Origin of the sequence: Ekhidna sp., from assembly GCF_963691765.1 — a bacterium.
In the GTDB taxonomy this organism is placed as follows: Bacteria; Bacteroidota; Bacteroidia; order Cytophagales; family Cyclobacteriaceae; genus Ekhidna.
The window spans coordinates 1,194,703-1,220,413 of sequence record NZ_OY829375.1 but is presented as its reverse complement, the minus strand read 5'-3'; the positions used below and the strand labels follow the sequence as shown (position 1 = coordinate 1,220,413).

The following is a 25,711-nucleotide window of genomic DNA, read 5'->3' as shown; positions in this document are numbered from 1 at the left end:
AATTTTTAGGTTTGCTGTTGACCATTAAGGTGAGATTTAGACAATTTGGATGCGAATTCCAATACACTCATTAACAATAAACTATCGAAATTATGTCCGACCGTATGAAGCAATACTGGAAGAAGAATCTTGGCTACCTCGCCATTCTTCTATCCATATGGTTTTTAGTCTCTTATTTGTTTGGCATACTCTTGGTCGAACCTCTCAACTCGGTAAGGTTAGGCGGATTTAAACTAGGCTTTTGGTTTGCTCAGCAAGGATCAATTTACACATTCGTGATTCTCATATTCGTGTACGTAAGGCTGATGAATAAGCTCGACAAAGAATTTGATGTAGACGAAAAATAACTCTGAAAGAAATTAACAATGGATGTACAAACCTGGACTTTCATACTTGTAGGGGTAACGTTCGCTTTATACATAGGCATAGCAATCTGGTCAAGAGCAGGATCAACCAAAGAGTTTTATGTTGCTGGAGGTGGCGTACCTCCATTAGCTAATGGTATGGCTACTGCTGCTGACTGGATGTCTGCCGCTTCTTTCATTTCGATGGCGGGCATAATATCTTTCGCTGGATACGATGGAGCAGTTTATTTGATGGGGTGGACTGGAGGATATGTGCTACTAGCGCTTCTTCTGGCGCCATATTTGAGGAAATTCGGCAAATTCACGGTCCCTGATTTTATAGGTGACAGATACTACTCAAATGTTGCTCGGACAGTTGCAGTCATCTGCGCAATAATCGTATCATTTACCTATGTGGCAGGTCAAATGCGGGGTGTTGGAGTAGTCTTCAGCAGATTTCTTGAAGTACCTATCAATACTGGAGTTTATATCGGAATGGCTCTGGTATTCTTTTACGCTGTATTGGGAGGCATGAAAGGTATAACCTACACGCAGGTAGCTCAGTATTGTGTCTTGATATTTGCTTTCATGGTTCCGGCATTCTTCATTTCATTTCAAATGACGGGTAATATTTTGCCTCAAATAGGATTCGGAGGATCGCTTGAGGATGGAACCTATTTATTGGACAAACTGGATCAATTGCATGTAGAGTTGGGTTTTGCAGAGTATACAAGTGGCTCTAAATCTATGATAGATGTTTTTGCGATTACCCTGGCTTTGATGGTGGGTACAGCAGGATTGCCACATGTGATCGTGAGATTTTTTACTGTACCAAAAGTGAAAGATGCTCGTCTTTCTGCAGGTTATGCCCTGGTTTTTATTGCTATCCTTTATACAACGGCTCCGGCTATCGGAGCATTTGCAAGAACTAACTTGATCAACACAGTTTCAGGACAAGCATATGATGATATGCCTTCATGGTTTAGCAATTGGGAAAAGACTGGCCTGATCGCATTTGAAGATAAGAATGGAGATGGACGTATTCAGTATGTAGGTGATGATGAAACGAACGAGTTGACCATTGATAGAGACATCATGGTACTTGCAAATCCTGAAATCGCTGACTTACCAAATTGGGTAATTGCCTTAGTAGCTGCTGGTGGTTTAGCAGCTGCTCTTTCAACCGCTGCTGGCCTTTTGTTGGTAATTTCGACAAGCGTATCTCATGATTTAATAAAGAAGCAGATAAAGCCAGATATCTCGGAGAAGCAAGAATTGTTGTGGGCAAGAATCGGAGCAGCTGTAGCTGTAGTTGTCGCAGGTTATTTTGGGATTAACCCTCCTGGATTTGTCGCTGCGACAGTAGCACTTGCTTTTGGACTTGCTGCAGCATCATTCTTCCCTGCTATTATTTTAGGCATTTTTGATAAGCGCATGAATAAGCAAGGAGCAATTAGTGGCATGGTGGTCGGAATTTTACTCATGCTTTTCTACATGATTAAATACAAGCTTCAGGGCTTTGGAGGAGGCACTTCTGATGATTGGTGGTTTGGTATCTCACCCGAAGGCTTTGGGACAATTGCGATGATTGTAAATGTAGTGGTGAGCTTGATCGTATCCAGAGCTACGGCCGAGACACCCGAGGAGGTTCAGGATATGGTAGAAAGTATCCGATATCCTCGTGGAGCTGGAGAAGCTAGCGATCATTAAGCAAGTCAAATTTCTTGACGATATCCCCCTCCTAGACATTCATTGGTTATAGGAGGGTAGATACCATACTATTCTTTGCTTAGTGCTGATCCATCATAATTTGATTTCCGTCAGGATCTGAAAGGATGATATGTTCCGGACCTGTTGTACTTTCATCAGCTTCTTTGATTAATGGCACATTGCGTCTTTTTAGCTCCGTCTGTATAGCACGAACATCTTTTGGATTAAAAGTCATGATTGTGTTTTCAAACATTCCATGAAATAAGCCTACCACGGTATTACCAGATTTTAGTATCCTCCAGCTGGTGCTTTCGGAATCAGGAAAACCTGCGTTCATGTGACCGCCGTCGATTAATTCAAATCCGAGCTTTTGATAAAAATCTAAACTTGCTTCCATATCCTTAACAGGAAGACTTATTGAGAACTGTCCTAAATCCATATTATACATTTTTATGAGGCTTCAATTATCGTTGAATAGAGAAGAAATAGGCTCATCCGAAAGGATGATTTTTTAAAATGAAGTTTGAATTCGGCACTATTTTTCCGTTTTGTTACCTTTTGATAGTCTAATTCGTCATCCAAAAAATCGAACACCTATGATTACCTTAAACCAACTACGAGAGAAGACCTTATTTAAACTTTTCTATTGGGGCGTCAGAATCGGAATGGGTTTAACTTTTATTATTTCGGGCACTAGAAAACTTCCTGGTGTGAAATTCACAATTCTGCCTACCTCAGATCCAGTTGGATATTACTTTGATGCTATGCATCAAACGGGATTTTACTGGAACTTCATTGGCTACTTTCAGATACTGTTGGGTATCCTGATATTCATTAATCGGTTTGTTGTCTTATCCAGTTTGCTGATGATGCCAGTGACACTAAACATCTTCTTGGTAAGTATTGCCTTAAACATGAAAGGCACTCCAATTATTACTTCTATGATGGTACTGGCTAACTGCTTTTTGCTCGCTTGGAACTATGAAAATTATCTCAACTTATTAAAGAAGCCTTTAAGATAAATATGAAGGAAAGGGACCATCCTTTCCTTCATTCACATTTACCTGAAAGCAATATTAAAATGCTTTGATTGCAACGTCCATTAAATAGTGGACAATACCAAGCCAGAAGATATCTCTGCTTCTATATGCTGTATATAAGATGACAGTTGTTAGACTTCCCGTCAGTAAGAAGAAGGTAATAATATGACCTATCGGATCACCCTCAGCTATGGACCCAGGAACATGCGCAAACGCGAATAAAATTGCTGGAATTGCGATAGCCCATTTTATACCTGCTACCCATTTAAGTCTCACAAAGAGGAATGCTACTGCTACATTTTCGAAGAAGATTGCAGGAAAGTTTGTGAGTGTGCTGGGATCTATTGCATGTGTCATAATCTCATTCATTCTATTCAATTCGCCCCTTAACACAAGGAATATGAAAACACCTACCAATGAGGAGATCAATCCAAAAAGTAATTTGTATCCTAATTGCTTGGTGCTCAAGAAGACGGTGTTTGATGAGTGAGCTCTTACAAATAATGTGATGGCAATCGGCGAAAAGATGATGATATTATTTAATGGCCAAGTTAGATACCTCAGTATTTCATTTTTCGAATTCGGTATTAGATATCCAGCGGAATAAACTTGCCCAATTAGTAAAATCATTACTGCCGCTAGTAAACCTAAACCAAGATCTAACCAAGGTTTTTTTGAAGACCTGATTGGTTCGATATCCCATGAGTAATTGTATCGATTCAATAGGAACCAACTTCCACAAATGCTTAGATATGCTATTGTAAGCGGTATGATAAAGAACGAGTTTGATTGCATTATTTCTTCCATGATATTAGTCGTTTATAGTATTGATAATTTTTCCGTAAGTAGTCACCGTATGGCCTTCTGCTTCCAGGAATCTTTGAAGGTGTGTCACATGTGCACTGCCTACCGTGAGTAAGATTTTTTGAGCCCCTTGCTCTTTCGCAACTTGAATAGTCCTAGCTGCCATGATTTCATTTCTTTTCAGCCAATAGGCTTTGACTTGTTTGGCTTCTGCAGACTTTGGTAGTCTTCTTGGGATTTCGTCGATTAGGGTTGAAAATGAATTCTGAAATTCTGGCCCATTGATAAACTCAACGAGTTTGCCCTCCTCTTCTGACTTTCTATATTTTTTCTGTGTTTTGAGATAGATTTTGAGTGGCTTCCACTTTAGTTTGAAGAATAGCTTTTTCAATACGCTTTTATTGTTTGCTAGAAATTCAGCTTCTCCATCTCGATAATCAATTCCATAAAATTGCTTGACGCCCAGTCTTTGAGCAGCCGGATAGATCATGAGTCCATATTCTGAGTTTTTCAACTTTCGTTGAAACTTTGAGAAGTAGTAGAGTGAATCACCTGCTTGTTCAACTTGAAACCATTGATAGTATGCATTCCATAGATCGTAAGAAGCATAGTGATTGGCTCCTTTTAATAGAAGGTCTTTGCTACGATAGGTATTCCAAAATTCATTTTCAGTATCCGATTTTAGTACTTCAAAGTTTGAAGCATAAGCGCCTTGTTGAATCAATGAATCTCTTAGACGATCGGCGCGCTTAATTGTATTGGGCCATATCTCCTGCAAGCTCAAAGTATCATCTACAGGAATGGCTTCTATGCAAATGATCTCGGGATTGAGGTCTACAATAAAGTCCTCTACTTTTTTAAAATTCTGTAGTGGTTGATACTCGTCTTGAAAATAGTGTGCAGTACCAATGATGGTAATGTCAAGCTTCTGCTGAGCTATGCAAATAGTGCTCAATGCTAATAGGTAAAATGTGATAATCGTTTTCATGATTGCGTTTTGTTTTTTCTTCAAAGCACATTCATGGAGAGAATAATTTTTGAGAATCGTGTCCCGACTCTTGGTTTGAATGTCTGAAATCTGGTTATTTTGAATTCGTATTAGTCTACATCAATGTCTGAAATCCGATATTGATGTCTGAAATCTGATCTGAAAATGTGGCTGTCACTGAATTATGACTTGTTGAAGAGATGGAAACCAATCGTTGGTATTACGCTGGCGATTGAATTGTTTTATCAAGCAATTATCTATTTGCATCCTGAGAATTTGGATTGGGTGGGAAGCGATGATTTTTCTCTTACCAATACACTCCGATTCATTTTCATTGATCAGTTCTTGATTGAGTGCGTAACTGTCGCTATAATATTTCAGCTCATACGCATTTATGGTACCAAGCTGCAACTAACAAGTTTAAGACTTAGGGTAAGGGATATTTTACTTTATGAACTCAAATTTTTGCCTATACTTCTGATTGCATTCTTTGTATTTGCTCCCTTTACGCTTACCATAAGATTTTTGTATCATTCGGTACCTGACTTAGACTGGAATATCTATTTCAGTGAGTATTTCTATAGCACCACACTTTATTTTAATTATTTGGCTCCTGTCTTTTTGATTGGATATCTCATCATTAATACCAATTTGATTTATCAGTACAATCTGCAGCTAGGTGAAACAAAAATTGATTTGCATGAGGCGAAAAAGGTTAAAGTTAAAAGTCGACTTTGGGCTTCTGATGAATTTGGAGAATTGTTTTTAGATACAGATAAAGTACAATGGGTGGAAAGGGAAGATCGAAAAACGTTTGCCTATGCTGAGAATGAAAAATATCGATTAAAAGAAAATATTACTGAGCTTGAAGAAAAGCTTGATCCTGACAGCTTCGTTAGAATAAATAGAGGGTCAATCGTAAATCTCAACTTTGTACTCAATTACTCATTTTGGGAAAATGATAAATATATTTTGAGGATGAAAGAAGACGATCGTGAGTTCGTAATGAGCCGCGACCGTCTTAATAAAGTGAAAGATAAATTTTTAAATGCTGCTGAATCCTAACTCCTAGTTAGCTGAGCATTCGATATAATCGGAAAGGATGGCACTATCATCACTTATTTCTAACATCAAAAGATTTGAACTAAAAAGGTTCGCATTCGCAGCGCCGAATGTTTCTTCACCATCCAGGAGATAGCCGATAACTACTATGTCTCCAGAAGATATTTCTGGTATTGAAGTCCAGCAACTATTGACGATGCCTTCAGACTGATTGATAGCATCTAATGAAATTGTTGTTTCATCTTCATTTACTGCTAAAATGAGATTTGTAACAGTGATGTCGGGGTTCTCTATTCGAACGGTGAGATTATAAGAGTTGGGGTCAATAGACCCGCAAGGAGGTTCAAGGCAAAGACTCGGCATATCCGAGTCTTTGCATGAAAATAATAGTCCTGTTATTAACATTAATTGAGTGATTGACTTCATAGTTTTTTGTTTGAATTATTAGAGTCCTTTGTTAGTAGTTGATTTTTGGGTACTGATCATCTGGAGGTATGATCAGCAAGTCATAGCTATTTAGTTCGAAAGCGTATTTGTTATTGGTGGTTAATTCGCCACTTGCTACTTTCTCTCTGAATGGTCGTAGATCTACAACTGTCCACTGATCTTTTCTTCCTAATTCCAATAGCATAGTGACTGATTTCCATCCTGATTTGCCAATGTTACTTTTACCATTGCGATAAGAAATCAGCTCTCTCATGATTAGAAATCCTTTATCCTCTTTCTTTGAGATTTCCGTGATGTGCTTACCCATATCATTTACTCCGAAAGGTGAAGTCCCGTGTGTCATATGTACATTCCCCATTTTTAGAAATACTTTCGCATCTTTTCCATGCGTAGAAGTATAAGAGTCAAAGTTCTTTTTCATATAATTAGCTCTCAGTTGATTGCTTCCACCTTGGGTGTGTTTGCAATAGATGTCCCAGCTCATTCGGATATCTTCTATCACTTTTATTAAATCCTCGTCTTCGATCATCGAAAAGAAATTGTTGATCTCTTTGTTGGATAAGTACTCACAGTATTTCTTTTTGTACAGGACTTTGTTAAATGTGGATCTGGCTTTTTCATATGCTGAAGTAAATGATCCGTCTCTGTTTGAAGACCGCTTATAAATGTCATCAAGTAACATGGTGTATGAGCCATCGTACTCCTGGTCAATTCCCCACAGTGTGAACCCAAGCTTTGCTGCCTCTTGCAAGAATACCGCGTCTTCAATTTTATTAGCAAAGACAAGTGGTGTTCTGTAAGATGACTTCTTTCCGTACGCTTGATTTATTTTTTTGATATTGGCAGGTGCTTGCTCAAAGTTGGCTGTTGTCTCTTGAAGAATTGCAGCTGTATTTGGTCCCATTTCCATTACGAAATGTTCGAAGCCTTTTTCGTCAAGGGTGTTCAGAAGTGCTTTTGTGAACAGGCTTAGTTGGGCAGAATTATGAACTTCGGCCATTCCGATATATTGATTGTCACCGATCCACTGAAGCCATTGCTCGCGGGCGTCACCTTCGAGCTGGCCTTCGGAGTTAAGAGAAAATCTAATGGCCGACTTTTCTAGAAGGTCGGATGTGAGTGACTGCTGTGCACTGGCCATGCTAGCAGCTATTAGGATTGTGAAAAAAGACTTAATTAATTTCATGCTGTTTGTTTCAATTGTGATGAGGCAAATGTGCATAGATACTTTGATGAATAAGTGCTTATTTTGTTCGCCACCATTTAGGTGAACAACTAAATATGCAGCAGTTTAACGCTTATCAGCTCGTTATTTTTCTTGGAGTGATCAATGGGATCATTCTTTTGGCTTCGTTAGCATCCCTGCCAAGAAGATTTAAAAGACCGACTATTTTTCTTGGATTCTTTATCCTGGGGTATACCATGTATGTGGCTAACTGGACCATCTTCGCTTCCATTGCTTATCATTATCAGGTTCCTCCATTTTGGGTTCCTTCTTTATACTTTCTATCTGCTTTGGCGTACTTTTTTACGCAGTCCATCACGCATGCGCCAGATCGATTTACGACAAAAGATCGAATCTACTTTTTGCCAGGAATATTAGATACCATCTATCAATTGGTTAAGTGGCTGAAAGCAGTAGTTGAAGGGAGAGGATACTATTTTCCACTGGATGATCGCACAGAGTTTTTTATTTACGAGGGCATAGGAATCATCTTCGCCACAATATGCATGGTAAACATGTATCGGTTAGTTCAAAGATCTGAGCTGAAGAAAAACTTGACCTACAGGTTTTACAAGTTTGCATTCTTTTACTTGGTGTTTGTGCTCGTGCGATGGATGGGATTGTATACAGTTGATTTTTTCAAACCATCTCTGCTTTCGTTTAAACTCCAATTTATTTATTGGGCTATGGACTTAGCTTGTTTCTTTTTTCTAGGATATCGCAATCTTGTCGCGCCAGGAAAGTACAGCTCACGGTTAGCAACACAAAACAAAGAGGGGAATCAATCTGAAAAACTAGTTTCAATATTAAAGGCTGATAAGATGTTTCTGAATCCCGAATTGAGTAGGAGAGACTTAGCATTGAAGTTGGAAATCACAGAAGAAAAAGTTTCGGCAATCTTAAACGATGAGTTGGATACTACTTTCTATTTACTTGTAAATCAACTGCGGGTGGATGAATCTAAAAAGCTGCTGGATGATGGCGCTGCGAATACATTAACAATGGAAGCGATAGCAAGACAATCAGGCTTCAAATCAAAAACAACATTTTATAAGTTTTTCAAAAAATCTTTTGCTACAAATCCCAGAGATTACCTCAATGCAATGGCATAAGTTAATCTAACATCCCTACGAGATTCCAATAATATATAAGATAGCTGCTGAGGCAATAGCCAATAGCGAAGATCGAATAACCAATTTTGCCTACGGTTGATTTTGATTTATTTCGAATTAACTGAAAACTGAAAAAGCAATAGACAATAGAAAGAGTGCCAAATAAGATATAGATTAAAATAGGGAAGACTCCCTCATCGATTGTAGCACTGTAGGTAGGAAATTTCAATATCTGAATGATTTGATATCCTACACAAGAAAGAAGCAATAATGATCCAAGTCCTCCAGTGACCATTCTTCTATTTCTGTACTTTTTGCTTAGCAATACTGAAACTAAGGATGTTAGCAACATAACTAGACATATGATGAGCCCAATTCCAAGAGGTATTATGCTTGCTATTAGATTGTTTTTAAATGCCATTTCGAATGGCCAATTGATACTTTTACTAGCATTCGCAGCATCTCTTAGATAAATGATCGCTTCATTTTGTACAAGCCTTGCAGAATCTTCAGGATATAAATTAACTGCAGCACGTGTATCAAGTAGAAGCATATTACTACCTCTAAAATCAGATTCAGAGACTAAACTTCTCTCTTCATTGTATCGGTATATGGCTATTGATAGTGTGGAATTATTGGTCGAGTTGGAGACATGTTCTCCAAATGTAGGAACGTTGTTAGGGCCTATTCCATACAAGGTATGCGCACCTCCCATCTTGAAAATTGCCTTTGCTTCGGGGTATTTATCGAGATAACTGTCAAAATTTTGACCCATTAATTGCTCTCTAATAGATACTGATTCTTGTCGTGTTGCGGGATTCATCCATTTAGAAAAGATCTCGATAGTGAGTCTGAGTTCTCTGAAAATTTGACTCTTCTCTTCATTAGAAACATTTGAAAATACCTTTTCTAATATTTCAATGTCTTTTGAATGATCCTCTCTTGTATATCGTCCCATTTTTAGAGATGCTTTTAAAAACACACCCCTTGCTAGTCTTTTCTGTTTAGGTGAATTGGCTATTTCTGTTAACCTGAAATATGGATGAATTGCTGTTTGCATTTGATCGACTCCCCATACAGGTGTTGTGATGTCTGGATTGCTATCTATTGCTACCTGCATCAATTCAAGATCTCCATCAGAATCAAATGCTATCGAATGAGGGTTTTTCTTCGTGAATGGAATGACACCAATATCTGCGCTTCTTTGTGTTGTCCAACCATCTGTTTCTAGTACCAAAAAGTTGAAATCTCTTTCTTGAAGATTTTTGTAAGTGAATGTTACGAATTGAGCTATGCCCTCCACACCATGTTGTTCGCCAAACATGATAAATTTCACAGAGTCAGCTCTATCAAAAATCCAATTTATTCCTTCCCCGGTGAAGGTTTTGCCATCATTCGATATTGGAAAAAGTGCTTGTCTCTCATCTTGTGCAATAAGCCCACTTAGAAAAGAAAAAAATGCAACTAAATAGAATAATAATGATTTCATTTTTGAACTGCTATTAAAGCTTCAATATTAATCTGGAAGAGATTAGTGGCACGAAGCCAAGCTTGAATTGAAGCTTTTTTGCGGTGCATTTCGCTCGAGGACAGCTAGCAATTATCATTATTTAGTAATCAGAACTCATGATTCAGTATGAATTTTTCATGGTTCATAAAAATCTATTGTTAGATGCTTATTTTGTTGGCTGGAATAACATCAAATTGATTCCTTATTATGGAAGTGATGGGTAGAAAACACTTTATAAATCAATCGCATATTTGGTATCCGCCTCTTTTGGCTTCGGTGCTGTATGGAATCTATGTTATAAGTACCAATTTCAATTCGCCAGAGAATTTTTCTTGGTTGGCGTTATCAAAGGCAATAATTCAATTTTACTTCTATCTCTACGTCACACAAAAAGTTGATCGTTGGCTTCAGGATAGGCAATGGAAGGGCAAAAGTTTAACGCTTGTCTTGAATTTTATGATCGCTTGGATACTATCCTTGATTTTTGGAATGATTCTTTATGTCATCCTGAAGCAAACATTGATAATAATCGATAATCAAAATGATAGTATTGGGTTCTATCATTTATTCATAACGTTTTTAAGTATTACAGTGGGGTATGTTCTAATTTTTAGCATGTTTCTCGTCACTAAATCACAACAAGAAAGGCTTGATGTTGAATTAAAAAATGTCGCTTTTGAAAGAGAAAAGCTCAGACTCAAATATGATGTTCTATATAATAAACTGGAGCCTCACTTTTTATTCAATAATTTAAATACACTTCACAGTCTTATTGCATCGAAGGATGCTGCCGCCGAAAGTTTTGTGATCAGTTTATCCAAAGTGATGCGTCACAGTTTGCAATCTCATGAAAAAAGTTCAGTATTACTTTCAGAGGAAGTTGAGGTTTTTAATCATTATCTAACAATGCTTAAGGAACGTGTAGGAGAGGCACTCATTTACTCAACGGAAATTCAATCCGGCGAAGAGGAAAGACTTGTTCCAATGACATTACCGCATCTACTTGAAAACATTGTGAAGCACAATGAGATCAGTAAATCGAGACCAATGCTTATCACTATCAAAAAATCAGATGATGGAATCCTAATTTCCAATACGCTTAATAAAAAGGGAAATAGTATTTCATCATCGAAAGGAAGCTTGGATACTTTGAAAGAGATGTATCGGATAAAAGCTGACAAAGAAATAAGGACAACGATATCTGATGGAGAATTTCATATTTACATACCATTCTTGAAGGCATGAAAGTATTGTTGATCGAAGACGAAGAGCAATCTGCGAAAAAGCTTGAAGGATACCTCAAGGCTTTGGATTCTAGCATTACAATCTTGAGTGTTTTATCAAGTGTTAGAGAGAGCGTTGAGTATCTTCAATCAAAATCAGAACCCGATTTAATTTTTCTGGATGTACAATTAGCAGATGGAGATTCCTTTAAGATTTTTGACAAGGTTAGATGCGAAGCTTTTATAATTTTTGTAACTGCATATGATCAGCACTCACTCCAAGCCTTTGATTTGAATACGGTGAGTTATTTGCTTAAACCTTTTGATCAGGATGGGGTATCGAGGGCTTTGAAAAAGTATTATCGAATGAGGGGCAAACAAAAGGCAGAAAGCTTTCAAAGCAGGTTTGTTGTAAAAAAAGGATCTAACTTTTTCACCTTGTCTAGCTCCGATATTGCTTACTTCATTAAGCAGAACGTGCTCTATCTAGTTACTCGTTCTGGAGATAAATTCCTTTATGATTCTTCTTTGGGATCACTGGAAAAACAGCTAGACTCTGAATATTTTTTTAGAATTAGTAGAGGCTGTATCGTTAATTATGAGTGCATAAAAAGTTTCAAGCCATATACGAGTCATCGGTATTTATTAGACTTAAATCTAATGAGCCAAGACGATCTTATTGTCAGTCAGTCACGTGCCGCACTATTCAAAAAATGGATAAAGAAATAGGTTAAGAACCAGGCTTTATAAAGGATATGTTTCTCGCAAGTCCTTCAAATTTTGTCCGCTTTACAGCTGACTTTTTGAATACCTTTTGGAAAACGTCTTTGGTCATTTCTTCCCAGTCTTGATGATCAAAATTTTCCCAACCTTGGGGATTGAATTTTTCTTCATTGTGCGGTTTGGAGAATCGATTCCATGGACATACATCTTGACAGATGTCGCATCCAAAGGCCCAGCCCTCCATTTTATTTTTAAACTCGGATGGAATTTCATCTTTCAATTCGATGGTTAGATATGAAATGCATCTACTGCCATCTACCATAAATGGTTCTGGGATTGCATCAGTAGGGCAAGCGTCTTGGCATGCAGTGCAAGTACCACAGTAGTCTTTCATTGGTCCATCAGACGCTAGCTCCAGATCTATTATTAACTCAGCTAAAAAAAAGAAGCTACCCATTTCACGATTCAATAAAAGCGAATTTTTCCCAATCCATCCTAAACCACTCTTTGCAGCCCAGGCTCTCTCATGAACCGGTGCAGAATCCACAAATACGCGTCCATCAACTTCTCCTACTTCACTGTTAAGTCGAAGCATAAATTCCTTGAGCTTTTCCTTCACTATGAAATGATAATCCTGTCCATATGCGTATTTGGCGATCTTAGGATTTGTCTGTGAGTGATCTTTTTCAGGGTAATAGTTATATATGAGAGAAACGACAGACTTAGCCCCGGGAACCAATTTTGTAGGGTCTAGCCTTTTATCAAAATGGTTTTCGAGGTAACTCATTTTTCCTTGATATCCACGTTTTAGCCATTCTTCAAGACGTGGAGCTTCCTCTTCTAAAAATTCAGCTTTTGAAATACCACAGAAAGAAAACCCAAGATCTGAAGCAATCTTCTTAATCAATAAAGAATGATTTTGTTTTTGGGATTTCATTTCATCCCAAAGAAAGGAATTAAATCATTATTAGAGCTGCTCCACTTCCAAAATCACGGTCCCACCAGCGATCTTGGCATTGTGGTGTCCATGATTGTGATCATGATTAGGGTCGCACTCATTGGCGAAATCTTCAAAATTTTGATGAACAAAAAGAACCGTTCCAAGAATGTCCTTATCATCAAAAGTGCCAATACTCCATAGGTCAGTTTTTAGCGTGAAGGTGCCATTGCCATTTTCATCGATGTCTATGTTTCCAACATCACCAGCAAAAGTCTTGGCCCAAACTTCGCCTAGGCTCATTTCACGACAGAACGAACTACTAAGGATGCCTTGATTCCAGTGCCTGCCGGGCTGAGTAAATGTACCTTCATGCAAATGCATAGCATGAGAACCATTTGGATCCATGCCACTAAGTTCTACAAGAATTGTTGTTACTCCATCCTGATATTCGAAAGTAGCTGTACCGACAGATTCACCTGCAGTGTATATAGTTCCATCCTCAGTAATTGCAGTGAAAATACCTGCAGTTGCATGTGTAATAGGACCTGGAGTTGAATCATCATTACTACATCCAGTCAATAGAAGCAAAGAAAAAATTATAGCTAGGGTTCTCATAAAATTGATTTTATTAAAAAACAACCATGGAGTTGTAAACCATTAAAACAAAGTTCCAGATTGTGAGGGTGGCAAAATTCCGAGATGCTTGTAGGCAAGTTCGGTTGCTTCTCTACCTCTGGATGTTCGTTTGATATAACCTTCTTGAATCAAAAACGGTTCGTAAACTTCTTCTATTGTTTCAGATTCCTCGCTGCAAGCAGTGGCTATTGTGCCAAGCCCAACTGGCCCCCCTTTAAATTTATTGATGATTGTAGATAAAATTCGATTGTCCATTTCATCTAGTCCATGATCATCTACATCTAGTGCCTTCAATGCCATTTTGGAGATGTCTAAGGTGATTGCTCCATCTCCTTTGATTTGTGCAAAGTCTCGTGTTCTCCTTAAAAGATTGTTGGCGATTCTTGGCGTACCCCTGCTACGTCTTGCTATTTCAAAGGCAGCTTCTTCATCGATAATCGAATTCAAAATATCTGCAGAACGACCGACGATGCTTGTTAATAATTTTGAATCATAGTATTCAAGCCTGGCATTGATCCCAAACCGGGCTCTCAAAGGTGAAGTCAATAATCCGGATCTGGTGGTTGCGCCAATGAGTGTAAATGGATTGAGTTCTATTTGTACTGATCGGGCATTTGGTCCTGAATCCAACATAATGTCAATTCTATAATCTTCCATTGCAGAGTATAGATACTCCTCTACTACTGGATTCAAACGATGAATTTCATCAATGAATAGTACATCATGAGGTTCAAGATTTGTAAGTAAGCCAGCAAGCTCACTCGCTTTATCAAGCACAGGTCCTGATGTCACTTTAATGTTTGATTCTAGTTCATTTGCAATAATGAATGAAAGCGTAGTCTTGCCTAGGCCGGGAGGTCCATGTAATAAAACATGATCAAGTGGCTCTGTTCGTTGCTTTGCAGCTTCAACAAATATTTTAAGGTTATCAACTACTTTCTGTTGACCTGTAAAATCCGAAAAGGATAGTGGCCGAAGGGCTTTTTCGATTTCTTTATCTGAGGATCCCATTTCCTCTCCATCCGCTTGAAGGTAGTCTTCTCTCATTGCCTCAAATATAACTCACAAAGCAATTGAAGCCTGATTGATTTACTTTTGCAACCTGATAAAATCACATGAATAAAAAGCGTCTTTTAATTTTCGGAGTTGGGCTTGCTATCGCATTTGTTTTAGTCTCAATTTTCAGAAATGATAACCCTCGTTTGCATCACATTACTGGTCAAACAATGGGGACAATTATTTACAATATAAAGTTTATTGGAATCGAAATAGATGGTCTCGACAAAGAGATATCTGATGAATTGGTTGCATTCAATCAATCGCTTTCTACTTATATCCCGTCATCAGAGATATCAAGACTAAATGACAAAGGTAATTTCAAGTTTGAATCTGAGTTTTTTTTACCGGTATTAGAAAAAAGCCGCGAGATTTATGAAAAAACAGGAGGAACATTTGACCCTAGCATTGGGCCATTAGTCCAAGCATGGGGTTTTGGTCCTGATAAAAAGCTACCTCAAATAGATAGCGCCACCGTAGATTCATTAATGTCTATCACAGGTTTTGATAAGGTCCAATTTGACAACACGAGTATTACGATGCCGCAAAATTTTCAAATTGACTTTAGCGCAATAGCAAAAGGATATGCAGTAGATGTAGTTGGTGAATTATTGGAGTCAAAGGGGATTACTAATTATTTAGTGGAAATAGGAGGAGAAGTTAGGTGCAGGGGAATCAATGATCAAGGTAAGTCATGGTCATTGGGGATAGAGGATCCTACCGTTTCAACTTTAGAGCAAAAGCTATTGGCAGTTGTTCGATTGAAAAATAGAGCCTTAGCGACATCTGGAAACTATAGAAATTATTATGAGAAGGATGGGAAGATTTATGCACATATTATAGATCCAAGAACTGGATACAATTCCTCTCACAATTTATTGAGTGCCTCAGTTTTTGCTACCGACTGCATGACAGCAGATGCCTACGCTACTGCTTTTATGGTCATTGGTTTAGAGGCGTCAAAAGAATTGATTGAAGTACTCGATTTGGATGCAATACTTGTATACAGATCTGATGATGGAAGTGTAAAGAGTTACGTTTCTGAAGATTTTAGATCTTTTGTAGAAATGAACAAGGCAAATTGAATCTTCTGACTCGCTGAATGGTTATATCTTGCAACTTTGATGCACTAATTTTCTCATGATCCTAACTGTATTCATTCTTTTTACTAGCACAATCTTAGGAGGGCTTAGTATCAAATTAGTGCCTGGAATGAAGCAGAACTTGCGACTTCCTTTGATTTTCGCAGGTGCATATCTATTTGCCATCACGATCATTCATATCATTCCTGAACTGTTTTCGATAAGTCCGGATCCATCTACAATTGGGCTTTATGTCCTTATTGGGTTTTTCCTGCAGCAGTTTTTAGAATATTTCTCTTCCGGAGTAGAACACGGCCACGTTCATGCCAACAAGGCCGTCTCGGTTTCAGGAAGATTTTCCATCATCGTTGCACTTACCATACATAGTTTACTTGAGGGTTCTCTTTTGACGCATGATTCACCGTTTCATGAAAAGCACGAATCTTATTCTTTGCTACTTGGCATAGTGCTGCATAAAATGCCAGCTGCTTTTGCACTTATGGCTACCCTGCAAGGCTTAGGGAAGCGTGCCATTTATCTATTAGTTTTATTCAGCTTAGCATCTCCACTCGGGCTTGTTTTGAGTGATTTCATTATGCTATCAGAGAATATATTTCTAATTGTCTTTGCAATTGTATGCGGAAGCTTTCTTCATATTTCAACGACAATTTTTGTGGAAGCCAGTCCAGAACACCACTTTGGATTGAATAAAATTCTGATAAGTGTTTTAGGTGCTTTGCTTGCTATAGTTGTTGAATATTTAATTTAACGGTTGTCAAATTTTAAACTACCATTTTAATGCGCTACTGCCTAACTATTTTACTAATTACTTTTCTTCATTTAACGTCTAATTCTCAAGGATTTAAGGGCGATACCTGGGCTGAATCTTTAAGGAATAAACGTGGTAATGTTATTCTCACCAATGTTCATCTGGCAAAATTTTCAGATGGTGAAAGTGGGAAAGGTACTGGGATTTGTTTCGATATAATGGACGACTTTGCTGAGTATGTCCTGAAAAAATATGGAGTAGTAGTTACTTATAAATATCAACCGGTAGCTGATCCAACTAATTTTCAAATGTTTCTTACAGCAGTAGAAAATAGTCAGGGTGGAGTTTTTGGACTGGGCGACATTACCATCACAGATCAACGAAAAAACATTTTTGATTTTTCTCCTCCATATTTTTCAAATATGGCGGTTCTTGTTACCGAAAAGAGCGTGCCTCAGTTATCCTCATTAGGAAGAATCCCTACTACATTTAAAGGAATGAGAGCCGTTTCTCAAGGAGGTACAACACATGATAAACGATTGAAAGAGCTAAAAGACCAATACGGGTTTGATATTATTTATGCTGCTAGTTCGGTAGATAAGACATTCAGAGTAATTACCTCTCCAAAGTATTTCACCTATATAGATTTACCTAATTACCTTGAGCTCAGGGCAAAGGGGGAGAATATCAAAAGACACCCTGCAGGAGATGTTAAAGGAGAATCTTATGGCTTTATTTTGCCAAAGGGGAGTGATTGGACTCCAGTTATTACTGAATTCTTCAACGCTGATGGCGGATACATGAAGGGGAGCGATTACAAAAAAGTTTTGAGTACAAACCTCAATCCAGAGGTGGTAAAACTGATGGACGAAATATCCAGCAAATAGACGGTTTGTATACCTATATATGTTATCCAAAGTGGAGATGGAATTGCATCTTTAATTGGTGCGTTTTTTATTCCTAATAATTGTCTTTTTGGTTCCGGTTTTTTCTCGCTGCTGGGGTTTCTATGCGCATCAGAAAATTAATCGCTTAGCTGTATTCACGTTACCTCCAGATATGATGGTGTTTTATAAAGAAAACATCCAGTATATCTCTGAGAATGCAATTAAGCCGGACATGCGACGATATGCTCTTAAAGCTGAAGCCGCTCGCCATTATATAGATCTAGATGTATATGGTGATTCAGCAGTTTATAATATGCCGCGTTACTGGAATCAGGCTGTGGAGAAATATACGGAAGATACACTTCAAGCATATGGCATTGCACCCTACCATATTGGTAAAATGTCGTACTGGCTCACTAAAGCATTTCAGGAAAAAAATGCTGAGCAGATTTTAAGATTGTCAACGGATATCGGTCACTACATAGCAGATGCAAATGTGCCACTACATACAACTGAAAATTATAATGGTCAGCTTACGGGGCAATATGGTATACATGGATTTTGGGAGTCTCGTCTGCCAGAACTTTTTTCCGATAGATATGATCTACTTACAGGCAAGGCTCAATATGTTGAAAACCTACAGTTATATGCATGGAGTGCAATTGTAAATGCTCATGAAGCCTTAGATTCTGTCCTTACTTTTGAAAAATCATTGACATCAAAATACCCTGAATCTAAAAAGTATGGGTATGAAGAAAGAGGCAATACTACCATCAGAACTTATACATTTAATTTTTCCAAGGACTACCATCGAATGCTGAACGGCATGGTAGAACGAAGAATGCGTGCATCGATCAAGATGATTGGTGATTTTTGGTATTCGTGTTGGGTGAAGGCGGGACAGCCGGATCTTAGTGAATTACTGACAGACACTGAGTTTAAGGATTCTACCTTTGTAGTCGATCCCAAAGTGAAAGTGAGAAATCATGAATCTGGCATCAAAGATCAATAGGTAAGTGAAGATTCGTTGAGATATTGTAGAATTTCTCTTTGCCATATTTCGTACCCCAATTCGTTCATATGCAGCTGATCTTCAAGAAAAAGTTCCGATCGATAGTCACCTTGATCTGAAAGCATCCTAGAATAAATATCAATGTAATCCCCTTCGACACTATGCATAAGGTCTTTAATTTTCGCATTTAGACTTTCTATTTTGTCTTTCAAATAGTGTCTTTCCGGACTTGGTTTAACACTAATCACGGTAATTCCTATTTCAGAAAGATGACTTTTGAATTTATCAACTAAAGAAGCGAGGTTATTTATGATTTCGTTTTCTGGGGTTTCAGAGCCAAGATCATTGTCACCAGCATAAAGTATTACTTGCTTTGGGGAAAAATTGTCGAATACTTCAGGCTGAAAATAATTGCACCAATAATAGGAGGAACCACCAAATCCGAGATTGATGACTTGGTAAGGTTGAAGATCATCGGAAATATTTTCCCACATTCTAATAGAAGAGCTACCGTAGAATGCAATAAGTCTATCGCTCTTGATGGCAGCATTGCGAACCTTTTCTTTTAATTGTTCGATTTCTTCAACCCACTTATTTAACTCTTCAGAATCAAGGTTCATAATTATGCATTCAGTTTTTGGAAAAGTTTTTCAGAGTCAAATTGAGCTTTTCTTACTTGCGCTTCAAATTCCATTTGATAACTTTTTACAAATGCTTCGAGGGACTGTCCCGATGCTATTTTTTCTGATATTTTGAAAGGCTCGAGTACTCTACAGAAGAAGTGATTTTCAGTAATTCTTTTATCGAAGTTGTAAAATACTATCGGTATAAAGTTTGGTTCAAACTCCATTTGATTAGCTAGATTGAATGGTCCCATTTTAAAAGGTCCGGGAGATTCCTCACTTCGAAAAGATGTTCCTTCAGGACTGATTATCATATTGATTCCATTGTTGAGGTACTGTTCGGCCTCCCTATAAAATCTTGCTTTGGCTAATTCACGTGCCTCCTTATCTTGGAGGTCAGAATCTGAAGTATATACTTCAAGGTATCCCAGATTCTTATAGTATTCCTGATGTCCGTACTCATTACTTTTTCCATATCGCACCGTTCGCATGCCTGGATCACCATATTTGGGATCTAGAATCATGCTGCTTATGAAATGAGAATCAAGAGTTAACTGGAAGTGATTATTAAGCGTATAGCGAGGATGGTTGATTAAGTGATTGTAAATAATAATGTTATTACATGTGTCTGGAAGATTTTCTTCACCTTCAAGGTGTAAGGAGGTATGACTAAATACCTCTCTGGTTTTCTCAGCGCATATCTTTCGATTCCTGTTCGGATCATTGGCATCACCTTTTGTTACTGCATTATATACATCAGAGATGCTATTCATGAAAGCTAATTCGCGTTCCTCTTTCACCAATATGTCCAAACAAATGGAGGCGAGATGTTTTTCCTGTCGAAGCCCGTTTTTTTGAAGCTCATGAAGGGATTCGAAAGCAATATGATGAGTTGGTGTTTGTTCAAGTAAGTATGGAATAACTTGGAGAGGGGAGTCCAGTGGAATTCGAGAGGCATTTACATCAATTAGTTGTTTTATAGCAATTTGATTGTGATTATCCAGTAGTGAAATATACCGGCTATGAGACATTTGTAATTGATTTCCAAGAAGCCAAACGATCATTTTGTAAAATGATATTCCAAACGATTCTTCTCTGAGAAGTTTGCTAACACTTGTAAATGGAATGAAATAAACGGAAGTTTTATACTCTGTGCTTGCCCTACAAATATCAGTTGCATCGAAAGCAGATGACCATCCGAAAATATACCCTGGAGTGGAAATAGATCGCAGATTAAGGTATGATTCTCCTTCTTGTCTTCGAATAGATACTTCTCCCTGGATAAGAACAAAAATGCCTTTAGAGTTTTGATCTTGATCATATATCAATTCATTGGGATCATACTCTCTCCGTTTCATCGCTTTAGCAAGCATATGAATATCCGTCTCTCGGAACTCCCCAAAAAATGGAGAGCTGCCTAGCAGTTGAATGCGTTCTGCTATTGTGGATTCTTGAGAAATAAAATAGTTGTCAAGTTTTACTGCCCGTTGCTTTACAGTCTTTCCCAAGAGACTTGCTTGTCTGTAAAATGAGATCTCGAGTAGACGATACATTTTTCGAGAAATTACTTTAAGCAATTCAATTGAAATTGAGTTTTCGAAATCTGATAAATCGATGCGATGAAACCTTGCTTTTGGAGAAAAGACTCTCACATATGATATTGATCGCTGCGTGGGGACTAATACTTCCCAGCCAATTATGGTCTCAGTTTCTGAAGTAACGATCAATGAAGTTTCACTATGTGATAACTCATCGTAATGATAAAACTCGATCTCTCCCTCAATAAGAATGAAAACAGATTCTACACGCGAATGCGTTTTACATATTATAGCATCTTTACTGAAAGAGATTTCCGTATGCTTTGAAAAATAATTAGCTATACTTCTCAAAAGATTTTATTTAAACAATTAGGTCCAAAAGATCTGGTCGGTCATTAAGGTATTCACCGTAAAAGTGTCTCCGCTTCATTCGGTCTACCAGAGATGAAAGATCACTCTGACTTTTTAATTCAATGCCAACTACTGCCGAACCAGTCTCACGAGAATTTTTCTTGGTGTATTCAAAATGGGTGATGTCATCATTCGGTCCCAGTACTTCGACAACAAACTCTTTTAAAGCTCCGGCTCGTTGAGGAAAAGGAACCACAAAATAGTGTTTAAGCCCTTTGTATAATAGCGCGCGTTCTTTGATTTCTTCTGTTCTTGTTATGTCATTATTGCTGCCACTAACTATGCATACAACATTTTTACCCACGATTTCTTCTGAAATTTGCTCTAGTGCTGACAATGTCAACGCCCCTGCAGGTTCAACTACAATCGCATCTCTATTGTAGAGATTGAGAATAGTCTCGCATATTTTGCCTTCATGAACGACAAGCATTCGATCAATTACGGATTGACAAATATCAAAGTTGAGTTTCCCCACTTGTTGAACGGCAGCGCCATCTACAAATTTTTCTATCTGTTCAAGCTTTACATTTTCTCCTCTCTCTAAGGATACTTTCATTGAAGGTGCTCCTGCTGGTTCTACTCCAATTATGACAGTAGATGGTGACAATGACTTAAAAACGCTGCCAACACCTGCTGCTAGTCCACCACCACCAATAGGTAGAAGGAGATAATCAATAGGTGATTCACTTTGCTGCAGTAATTCAAGAGCTATTGTTGCTTGCCCTTCAATGATCTTCTCATCGTCGAATGGATGTATAAAGGTGGAATTGCTACATGTTGCATGGTTGATGGCATGATTCTTAGCTTCATCGAAAGTATCTCCTAAAAGCACTACTTCAACATTAGCTCCACCAAACATTTGCACTTGTGATACTTTCTGACTGGGTGTAGTTACCGGCATATAGATAGTGCCTTTACAATTCATAGCAGCACATGCGTAAGCCACGCCTTGAGCATGATTCCCTGCACTGGCACACACCAATCCAGCTCTTAGCTGGCTACTATCGAGAGATTTAACCTTATTTAGTGCGCCACGAATCTTATACGATCTCACAAGTTGTAAATCTTCTCTTTTCATCATCACATTCGACTTGAAAAATGATGAGTAGAACATGTTTTGCATAAGAGGAGTAGGGCTGACAGCATCTTTGATAGATGCCGCAGCCTCTTTTACTTGTTCAATGCGAGGAAAATATTGTGACTTCACTCTCATAATTATGCGTTTTCAGGACGCAGACTTCTTACTGCCGCTCCGGCACGCCACATTTCAGAACTTCTCAATTCGTCAAGCTCTTTTTCTAGACCTGCGCGATAATCTGATTTTTCATTCGCTTTAATTGTGATGTTCGCCTCATTTGCACTTGCGACGCTATCATAGAGATCTTCAAATACGGGAGCAACAGCATCTCTAAATTTCTTCCACCAATCTAAAGCCCCTCTTTGAGCAGTCGTGGAGCAATTTGCATACATCCAGTCCATACCATTTTCAGCAACTAAAGGATAAAGCGACTGAGTAGCTTCTTCTACTGTTTCATTAAATGCTTCAGAAGGAGAGTGCCCTTTTTTCCGCAGCAAATCATATTGTGCAGCAAAAAGACCCTGGATGGCTCCCATTAAACTGCCGCGCTCACCGGTTAGATCACTATATACTTCACGTTTAAAATCAGTTTCAAACAGGTAACCTGAACCTACACCTATACCTAGCGCAATGACTCGATCTCTAGCTCTACCGGTTGCGTCTTGATGAACTGCAAAAGAAGAGTTTAGCCCCTTGCCAGCCACAAAAAGTCTTCTTAGTGATGTTCCAGATCCTTTTGGCGCCACTAATATGACATCAACATCTTCTGGCGGAACGATGCCTGTTTGTTCCTTGTATGTGATTCCAAAGCCATGTGAGAAATACAAGGCTTTGCCTGGAGTTAAAAACTTCTTCACATTTTCCCACTGAGCAATTTGACCCGCATCTGAAAGTAGGTACTGAATAATACTTCCTTTTTCACAAGCCTCTTCGATTTCGAAAAGATCCTTACCTTCAACAAACCCATCAGCTTGTGCCTTTTCCCAAGAACTGCCACCTTTCCTTTGACCTACAATTACATTAAATCCATTGTCTTTGAGGTTTAATGCTTGGCCAGGTCCTTGGACACCGTAACCAATTACAGCGATAGTTTCTTTGCTTAGTACTTCACGTGCTTTTTCTAATGAAAATTCTTCTCTGGTTACTACTTCTTCAATAGTTCCACCAAAATCAATTTTTGCCATTTTCTACTTCGTTTCAATTAATTATTAAAATTCTTTTATGCTTAATTCATTGGAATTGGATGTTTCCAATTCATGAATAAAGGCTTCTGTTTTGCGTTTTGATTTAGATAATGCGACTCTGCCTGATCTTACAAATTCGAGTATCTCATAGGGTTCCAATGCTTGATACAATTCATGCGTATCCTCCTTGGTCCCGGTTTTTTCGAGAACAATCTGATCATCCTCTATTGCAAGAATCTTGGCACCATAGTTCCTTATCAATGACTCTATAGAGTTATTCTTCTTAAATACTTCTAAGGAAAGTTTATATAGAGCTATCTCCTGATAATAGATTTCGTTTGCTTCATATAGGAAGGCACCTAGAACGTCAATAAGTTTTCTGATCTGTTTCACTACCTTCTCAAGTTCATTTCGGGTAGATTCAAGAACCAACGTATACCTACTAACACCCGCGATCTCACTAGTCGATACATTCAGACTTTGAATATTGATTTTTCTGCGGTTCATAATAATGGTCAGCTTGTTTAGAAGCCCCGGTTTATCCTCCGTCAATACCGAGATTGTAAATTCTTGTACTTCCATCATGCCAATCTTATTTTCGAAACGCAACTACCCGTAGGGATCATTGGGAATACATTTTCTTCCTTCTCAACCAATACCTCTAAAAGACTAGGACCTTCTGAATTGAGCCATTTATCGAATGCATCTGCCAAATCTTTGCGATCCGTTACCTTTTGACTTGCAATACCATAGCCTTCCGTGATTTTGATGAAATCTGGATTTTCCATTTCTGTGAATGAATACCTCTTATCAAAGAATAACTGTTGCCACTGACGTACCATGCCAAGAAATTCATTATTAAGAATTAGAATCTTTACCGGTATCTGATACTGCATAATCACTCCCAGTTCTTGGATGGTCATTTGAAAGCCGCCATCACCAATAATTGCAATTACTTCTCTGCTAGGTTCTCCTACCTTAGCCCCAATGGCTGCAGGTAAACAAAATCCCATAGTCCCCAATCCTCCAGAAGTTATATGGCTGCGTCTATGATCAAACTGGTAGTATCTACTCACGATCATTTGATGCTGTCCAACATCTGTTAGAATGAGTGATTTTCCATCAGTCCTTTTTGATAATTTGTAGACGACTTCAGCCATGGTAATTGAATCCGTTTCAGGTTGCACCGATTTGTTGATGACCTTTTGTGATTCTATTGCATCGCATGTTCTAAACTCATTGAGCCATTCGTTGTGACTGTTGGGATTTATGAATTTAACTAAGTGTTCGAGAGCTTCTTTTGCATCTCCAAGTATGGCTACATCCGCTTTGACATTTTTGTTGATCTCAGCAGGATCAAGTTCAATATGAATAACCTTTGCATTTTTAGCATAGGTGTTAAGGTCTCCGGTTACACGATCATCGAAGCGCATCCCCACAGCAATCAATACATCGCATTCGTTGGTTTTAACATTTGGGCCGTAGTTTCCATGCATTCCAACATATCCAACATAAAGTGGGTGCTTGGTAGATATTGCCGATAAGCCAAGTAGCGTCGAAGCTGATGGTATTCCTGCTTTTTCAATTAAATGCTCAAGTGCCATTTCGGCATTTGATAAGCTTACACCTTGCCCGAAAATCAGATAAGGCTTTTTAGCATTGTTTATCAAATCAGCTGCCTCTTGTACCTTACTTTCATCCAGTTTTGGATAGGGGAGGTAACTTCTGATTCGTTTGCAGGGTTTGTACTGAAATTCAAAATCAGCGACTTGAACATCTTTAGTAATATCTATAAGTACAGGTCCCGGTCTTCCTTCTCTTGCGATATAAAAAGCTTTTGCAAGAGCTTCAGGAATTTCATTAGGGTCAGTTATTTGAAAGTTCCATTTTGTGACTGGCATAGAGATGCCTATAATGTTAGTTTCTTGAAAAGCGTCGCTTCCTAATAATGGACTTGCCACTTGCCCTGTTATGCAAACAAGCGGTGTTGAATCGATCTGAGCATCTGCTAAACCGGTGATAAGGTTTGTAGCTCCAGGTCCTGAAGTAGCAAAGACAACTCCTGTTTTACCAGTAGCACGAGCATACCCTTGGGCGGCATGAATGGCACCTTGTTCGTGTCGTACCAGGTAATGCTTCAATTTATCTTCATATGAATACAGCGAATCATAAATTGGCATAATAGCACCTCCTGGATATCCGAAAATGGTATCTACTTTTTCTTCTAAGAGGCACTTCAGCACCGCCTCTGAACCTAATAGTTTTTCGCTGTTATTTACTTGAGGTTGTTTTAATACTGCTTCCATA

At 38.3% G+C, this 25,711-nt stretch carries 26 protein-coding genes; 11 read left to right on the top strand and 15 right to left on the bottom strand.

Features of this window, described 5'->3' with window-relative positions; translation table 11 throughout:
* Nucleotides 1–92: 92 nt before the first annotated feature.
* Together ACY650_RS05755 and ACY650_RS05750 are read left to right on the top strand one after the other, a co-directional pair.
* Nucleotides 93–347 (top strand): DUF4212 domain-containing protein, encoded by a 255-nt coding sequence (locus ACY650_RS05755; protein WP_462252651.1) that lies wholly within the window; start codon nucleotides 93–95, stop codon nucleotides 345–347.
* Between the two features lie 18 nt (nucleotides 348–365).
* Complete coding sequence (locus tag ACY650_RS05750; RefSeq protein ID WP_462252649.1) at nucleotides 366–2,054, top strand: sodium:solute symporter family protein; 1,689 nt, start codon at nucleotides 366–368, stop codon at nucleotides 2,052–2,054.
* Nucleotides 2,055–2,133: 79 nt separating this feature from the next.
* Here the strand turns inward: ACY650_RS05750 and ACY650_RS05745 are convergent, their stop codons facing one another.
* Nucleotides 2,134–2,493 (bottom strand): VOC family protein, encoded by a 360-nt coding sequence (locus ACY650_RS05745; RefSeq protein ID WP_462252647.1) that lies wholly within the window; start codon nucleotides 2,491–2,493, stop codon nucleotides 2,134–2,136.
* A gap of 157 nt (nucleotides 2,494–2,650) precedes the next feature.
* Between ACY650_RS05745 and ACY650_RS05740 the strand changes: the two genes are divergently transcribed.
* Entirely contained in the window at nucleotides 2,651–3,076 is a 426-nt protein-coding gene (locus ACY650_RS05740) for a DoxX family membrane protein (RefSeq protein ID WP_462252645.1), read from the top strand.
* Nucleotides 3,077–3,130: 54 nt separating this feature from the next.
* On the opposite strand, the gene ACY650_RS05735 is transcribed toward ACY650_RS05740, so the two are convergent.
* Nucleotides 3,131–3,901 carry a CPBP family glutamic-type intramembrane protease gene (locus ACY650_RS05735; RefSeq protein ID WP_462252643.1) on the bottom strand — a complete coding sequence of 257 codons (771 nt, stop codon included), beginning with the start codon at nucleotides 3,899–3,901 and terminating at the stop codon, nucleotides 3,131–3,133.
* A 4-nt stretch (nucleotides 3,902–3,905) separates the two neighbouring features.
* Complete coding sequence (locus tag ACY650_RS05730) at nucleotides 3,906–4,886, bottom strand: DUF5694 domain-containing protein (protein ID WP_462252641.1); 981 nt, start codon at nucleotides 4,884–4,886, stop codon at nucleotides 3,906–3,908.
* Between the two features lie 192 nt (nucleotides 4,887–5,078).
* Here ACY650_RS05730 and ACY650_RS05725 point away from each other — a divergent pair, with 192 nt between their 5' ends.
* Entirely contained in the window at nucleotides 5,079–5,951 is an 873-nt protein-coding gene (locus tag ACY650_RS05725) for a LytTR family DNA-binding domain-containing protein (protein ID WP_462252639.1), read from the top strand.
* 3 nt (nucleotides 5,952–5,954) lie between these two features.
* Here ACY650_RS05725 and ACY650_RS05720 read toward each other — a convergent pair whose 3' ends face one another.
* Together ACY650_RS05720 and ACY650_RS05715 are read right to left on the bottom strand one after the other, a co-directional pair.
* Nucleotides 5,955–6,374 carry a hypothetical protein gene (locus ACY650_RS05720; protein WP_462252637.1) on the bottom strand — a complete coding sequence of 140 codons (420 nt, stop codon included), beginning with the start codon at nucleotides 6,372–6,374 and terminating at the stop codon, nucleotides 5,955–5,957.
* Nucleotides 6,375–6,405: 31 nt separating this feature from the next.
* Nucleotides 6,406–7,581 carry a hypothetical protein gene (locus ACY650_RS05715; protein ID WP_462252635.1) on the bottom strand — a complete coding sequence of 392 codons (1,176 nt, stop codon included), beginning with the start codon at nucleotides 7,579–7,581 and terminating at the stop codon, nucleotides 6,406–6,408.
* 95 nt (nucleotides 7,582–7,676) lie between these two features.
* Between ACY650_RS05715 and ACY650_RS05710 the strand changes: the two genes are divergently transcribed.
* On the top strand, nucleotides 7,677–8,732 hold the full coding sequence (locus ACY650_RS05710; RefSeq protein ID WP_462252633.1) for an AraC family transcriptional regulator: 1,056 nt from the start codon (nucleotides 7,677–7,679) through the stop codon (nucleotides 8,730–8,732).
* 1 nt (nucleotide 8,733) lies between these two features.
* On the opposite strand, the gene ACY650_RS05705 is transcribed toward ACY650_RS05710, so the two are convergent.
* Nucleotides 8,734–10,221, bottom strand: a complete 1,488-nt coding sequence (locus ACY650_RS05705; RefSeq protein ID WP_462252631.1) for a hypothetical protein — start codon at nucleotides 10,219–10,221, stop codon at nucleotides 8,734–8,736.
* A 237-nt stretch (nucleotides 10,222–10,458) separates the two neighbouring features.
* Here ACY650_RS05705 and ACY650_RS05700 point away from each other — a divergent pair, with 237 nt between their 5' ends.
* Nucleotides 10,459–11,487 carry a sensor histidine kinase gene (locus tag ACY650_RS05700; protein WP_462252629.1) on the top strand — a complete coding sequence of 343 codons (1,029 nt, stop codon included), beginning with the start codon at nucleotides 10,459–10,461 and terminating at the stop codon, nucleotides 11,485–11,487.
* Nucleotides 11,484–12,194 (top strand): LytR/AlgR family response regulator transcription factor, encoded by a 711-nt coding sequence (locus ACY650_RS05695; protein WP_462252627.1) that lies wholly within the window; start codon nucleotides 11,484–11,486, stop codon nucleotides 12,192–12,194. Before ACY650_RS05700 ends, ACY650_RS05695 begins: the two co-directional genes overlap by 4 nt.
* A 1-nt stretch (nucleotide 12,195) precedes the next feature.
* On the opposite strand, the gene queG is transcribed toward ACY650_RS05695, so the two are convergent.
* The 3 genes from queG to ruvB are packed head-to-tail and all read right to left on the bottom strand — an operon-like array spanning nucleotide 12,196 to nucleotide 14,811.
* Nucleotides 12,196–13,125, bottom strand: coding sequence for a tRNA epoxyqueuosine(34) reductase QueG (queG, locus tag ACY650_RS05690; protein WP_462252625.1), 930 nt, complete (start codon nucleotides 13,123–13,125; stop codon nucleotides 12,196–12,198).
* 30 nt (nucleotides 13,126–13,155) lie between these two features.
* Nucleotides 13,156–13,743 (bottom strand): superoxide dismutase family protein, encoded by a 588-nt coding sequence (locus ACY650_RS05685; RefSeq protein WP_462252623.1) that lies wholly within the window; start codon nucleotides 13,741–13,743, stop codon nucleotides 13,156–13,158.
* A gap of 42 nt (nucleotides 13,744–13,785) precedes the next feature.
* Nucleotides 13,786–14,811: a Holliday junction branch migration DNA helicase RuvB gene (gene ruvB / locus ACY650_RS05680; protein ID WP_462252621.1), complete on the bottom strand. Its 1,026-nt coding sequence runs from the start codon at nucleotides 14,809–14,811 to the stop codon at nucleotides 13,786–13,788.
* 68 nt (nucleotides 14,812–14,879) lie between these two features.
* On the opposite strand from ruvB, the gene ACY650_RS05675 reads away from it, so the two are divergent.
* From ACY650_RS05675 to ACY650_RS05660, 4 genes are all read left to right on the top strand, one after another.
* Nucleotides 14,880–15,905, top strand: a complete 1,026-nt coding sequence (locus ACY650_RS05675) for an FAD:protein FMN transferase (RefSeq protein WP_462252619.1) — start codon at nucleotides 14,880–14,882, stop codon at nucleotides 15,903–15,905.
* Nucleotides 15,906–16,032: 127 nt separating this feature from the next.
* Complete coding sequence (locus ACY650_RS05670; protein ID WP_462252617.1) at nucleotides 16,033–16,671, top strand: ZIP family metal transporter; 639 nt, start codon at nucleotides 16,033–16,035, stop codon at nucleotides 16,669–16,671.
* Between the two features lie 29 nt (nucleotides 16,672–16,700).
* On the top strand, nucleotides 16,701–17,558 hold the full coding sequence (locus tag ACY650_RS05665) for a transporter substrate-binding domain-containing protein (RefSeq protein WP_462252615.1): 858 nt from the start codon (nucleotides 16,701–16,703) through the stop codon (nucleotides 17,556–17,558).
* Between the two features lie 58 nt (nucleotides 17,559–17,616).
* Nucleotides 17,617–18,570: a zinc dependent phospholipase C family protein gene (locus ACY650_RS05660; protein ID WP_462252613.1), complete on the top strand. Its 954-nt coding sequence runs from the start codon at nucleotides 17,617–17,619 to the stop codon at nucleotides 18,568–18,570.
* On the opposite strand, the gene ACY650_RS05655 is transcribed toward ACY650_RS05660, so the two are convergent.
* The 6 genes from ACY650_RS05655 to ilvB are packed head-to-tail and all read right to left on the bottom strand — an operon-like array spanning nucleotide 18,564 to nucleotide 25,710.
* Complete coding sequence (locus ACY650_RS05655) at nucleotides 18,564–19,190, bottom strand: GDSL-type esterase/lipase family protein (RefSeq protein WP_462252611.1); 627 nt, start codon at nucleotides 19,188–19,190, stop codon at nucleotides 18,564–18,566. The two genes, ACY650_RS05660 and ACY650_RS05655, sit on opposite strands and share 7 nt — an antisense overlap.
* Nucleotides 19,191–19,192: 2 nt before the next feature.
* On the bottom strand, nucleotides 19,193–21,082 hold the full coding sequence (locus ACY650_RS05650; RefSeq protein ID WP_462252609.1) for a cyclic nucleotide-binding domain-containing protein: 1,890 nt from the start codon (nucleotides 21,080–21,082) through the stop codon (nucleotides 19,193–19,195).
* A gap of 10 nt (nucleotides 21,083–21,092) precedes the next feature.
* Entirely contained in the window at nucleotides 21,093–22,355 is a 1,263-nt protein-coding gene (ilvA, locus tag ACY650_RS05645) for a threonine ammonia-lyase (RefSeq protein WP_462252607.1), read from the bottom strand.
* Nucleotides 22,356–22,357: 2 nt separating this feature from the next.
* Entirely contained in the window at nucleotides 22,358–23,404 is a 1,047-nt protein-coding gene (gene ilvC / locus ACY650_RS05640; protein ID WP_462252605.1) for a ketol-acid reductoisomerase, read from the bottom strand.
* A gap of 24 nt (nucleotides 23,405–23,428) precedes the next feature.
* Nucleotides 23,429–23,989 carry an acetolactate synthase small subunit gene (gene ilvN, locus ACY650_RS05635; RefSeq protein ID WP_462252603.1) on the bottom strand — a complete coding sequence of 187 codons (561 nt, stop codon included), beginning with the start codon at nucleotides 23,987–23,989 and terminating at the stop codon, nucleotides 23,429–23,431.
* Complete coding sequence (gene ilvB / locus ACY650_RS05630; protein ID WP_462252601.1) at nucleotides 23,986–25,710, bottom strand: biosynthetic-type acetolactate synthase large subunit; 1,725 nt, start codon at nucleotides 25,708–25,710, stop codon at nucleotides 23,986–23,988. Before ilvB ends, ilvN begins: the two co-directional genes overlap by 4 nt.
* Nucleotide 25,711 lies beyond the last annotated feature (1 nt).

Bases quoted from the DNA above. Each gene is read 5' to 3' on its own strand.
- ACY650_RS05755 (WP_462252651.1), top strand. From the start codon at position 93: ATGTCCGACCGTATGAAGCAATACTGGAAGAAGAATCTTGGCTACCTC.
- ACY650_RS05750 (WP_462252649.1), top strand. From the start codon at position 366: ATGGATGTACAAACCTGGACTTTCATACTTGTAGGGGTAACGTTCGCT.
- ACY650_RS05745 (WP_462252647.1), bottom strand. From the start codon at position 2,493: ATGGATTTAGGACAGTTCTCAATAAGTCTTCCTGTTAAGGATATGGAA.
- ACY650_RS05740 (WP_462252645.1), top strand. From the start codon at position 2,651: ATGATTACCTTAAACCAACTACGAGAGAAGACCTTATTTAAACTTTTC.
- ACY650_RS05735 (WP_462252643.1), bottom strand. From the start codon at position 3,901: ATGGAAGAAATAATGCAATCAAACTCGTTCTTTATCATACCGCTTACA.
- ACY650_RS05730 (WP_462252641.1), bottom strand. From the start codon at position 4,886: ATGAAAACGATTATCACATTTTACCTATTAGCATTGAGCACTATTTGC.
- ACY650_RS05720 (WP_462252637.1), bottom strand. From the start codon at position 6,374: ATGAAGTCAATCACTCAATTAATGTTAATAACAGGACTATTATTTTCA.
- ACY650_RS05715 (WP_462252635.1), bottom strand. From the start codon at position 7,581: ATGAAATTAATTAAGTCTTTTTTCACAATCCTAATAGCTGCTAGCATG.
- ACY650_RS05710 (WP_462252633.1), top strand. From the start codon at position 7,677: ATGCAGCAGTTTAACGCTTATCAGCTCGTTATTTTTCTTGGAGTGATC.
- ACY650_RS05705 (WP_462252631.1), bottom strand. From the start codon at position 10,221: ATGAAATCATTATTATTCTATTTAGTTGCATTTTTTTCTTTTCTAAGT.
- ACY650_RS05700 (WP_462252629.1), top strand. From the start codon at position 10,459: ATGGGTAGAAAACACTTTATAAATCAATCGCATATTTGGTATCCGCCT.
- ACY650_RS05695 (WP_462252627.1), top strand. From the start codon at position 11,484: ATGAAAGTATTGTTGATCGAAGACGAAGAGCAATCTGCGAAAAAGCTT.
- queG (WP_462252625.1), bottom strand. From the start codon at position 13,125: ATGAAATCCCAAAAACAAAATCATTCTTTATTGATTAAGAAGATTGCT.
- ACY650_RS05685 (WP_462252623.1), bottom strand. From the start codon at position 13,743: ATGAGAACCCTAGCTATAATTTTTTCTTTGCTTCTATTGACTGGATGT.
- ruvB (WP_462252621.1), bottom strand. From the start codon at position 14,811: ATGAGAGAAGACTACCTTCAAGCGGATGGAGAGGAAATGGGATCCTCA.
- ACY650_RS05675 (WP_462252619.1), top strand. From the start codon at position 14,880: ATGAATAAAAAGCGTCTTTTAATTTTCGGAGTTGGGCTTGCTATCGCA.
- ACY650_RS05670 (WP_462252617.1), top strand. From the start codon at position 16,033: ATGAAGCAGAACTTGCGACTTCCTTTGATTTTCGCAGGTGCATATCTA.
- ACY650_RS05665 (WP_462252615.1), top strand. From the start codon at position 16,701: ATGCGCTACTGCCTAACTATTTTACTAATTACTTTTCTTCATTTAACG.
- ACY650_RS05655 (WP_462252611.1), bottom strand. From the start codon at position 19,190: ATGAACCTTGATTCTGAAGAGTTAAATAAGTGGGTTGAAGAAATCGAA.
- ilvA (WP_462252607.1), bottom strand. From the start codon at position 22,355: ATGAGAGTGAAGTCACAATATTTTCCTCGCATTGAACAAGTAAAAGAG.
- ilvC (WP_462252605.1), bottom strand. From the start codon at position 23,404: ATGGCAAAAATTGATTTTGGTGGAACTATTGAAGAAGTAGTAACCAGA.
- ilvN (WP_462252603.1), bottom strand. From the start codon at position 23,989: ATGATGGAAGTACAAGAATTTACAATCTCGGTATTGACGGAGGATAAA.
- ilvB (WP_462252601.1), bottom strand. From the start codon at position 25,710: ATGGAAGCAGTATTAAAACAACCTCAAGTAAATAACAGCGAAAAACTA.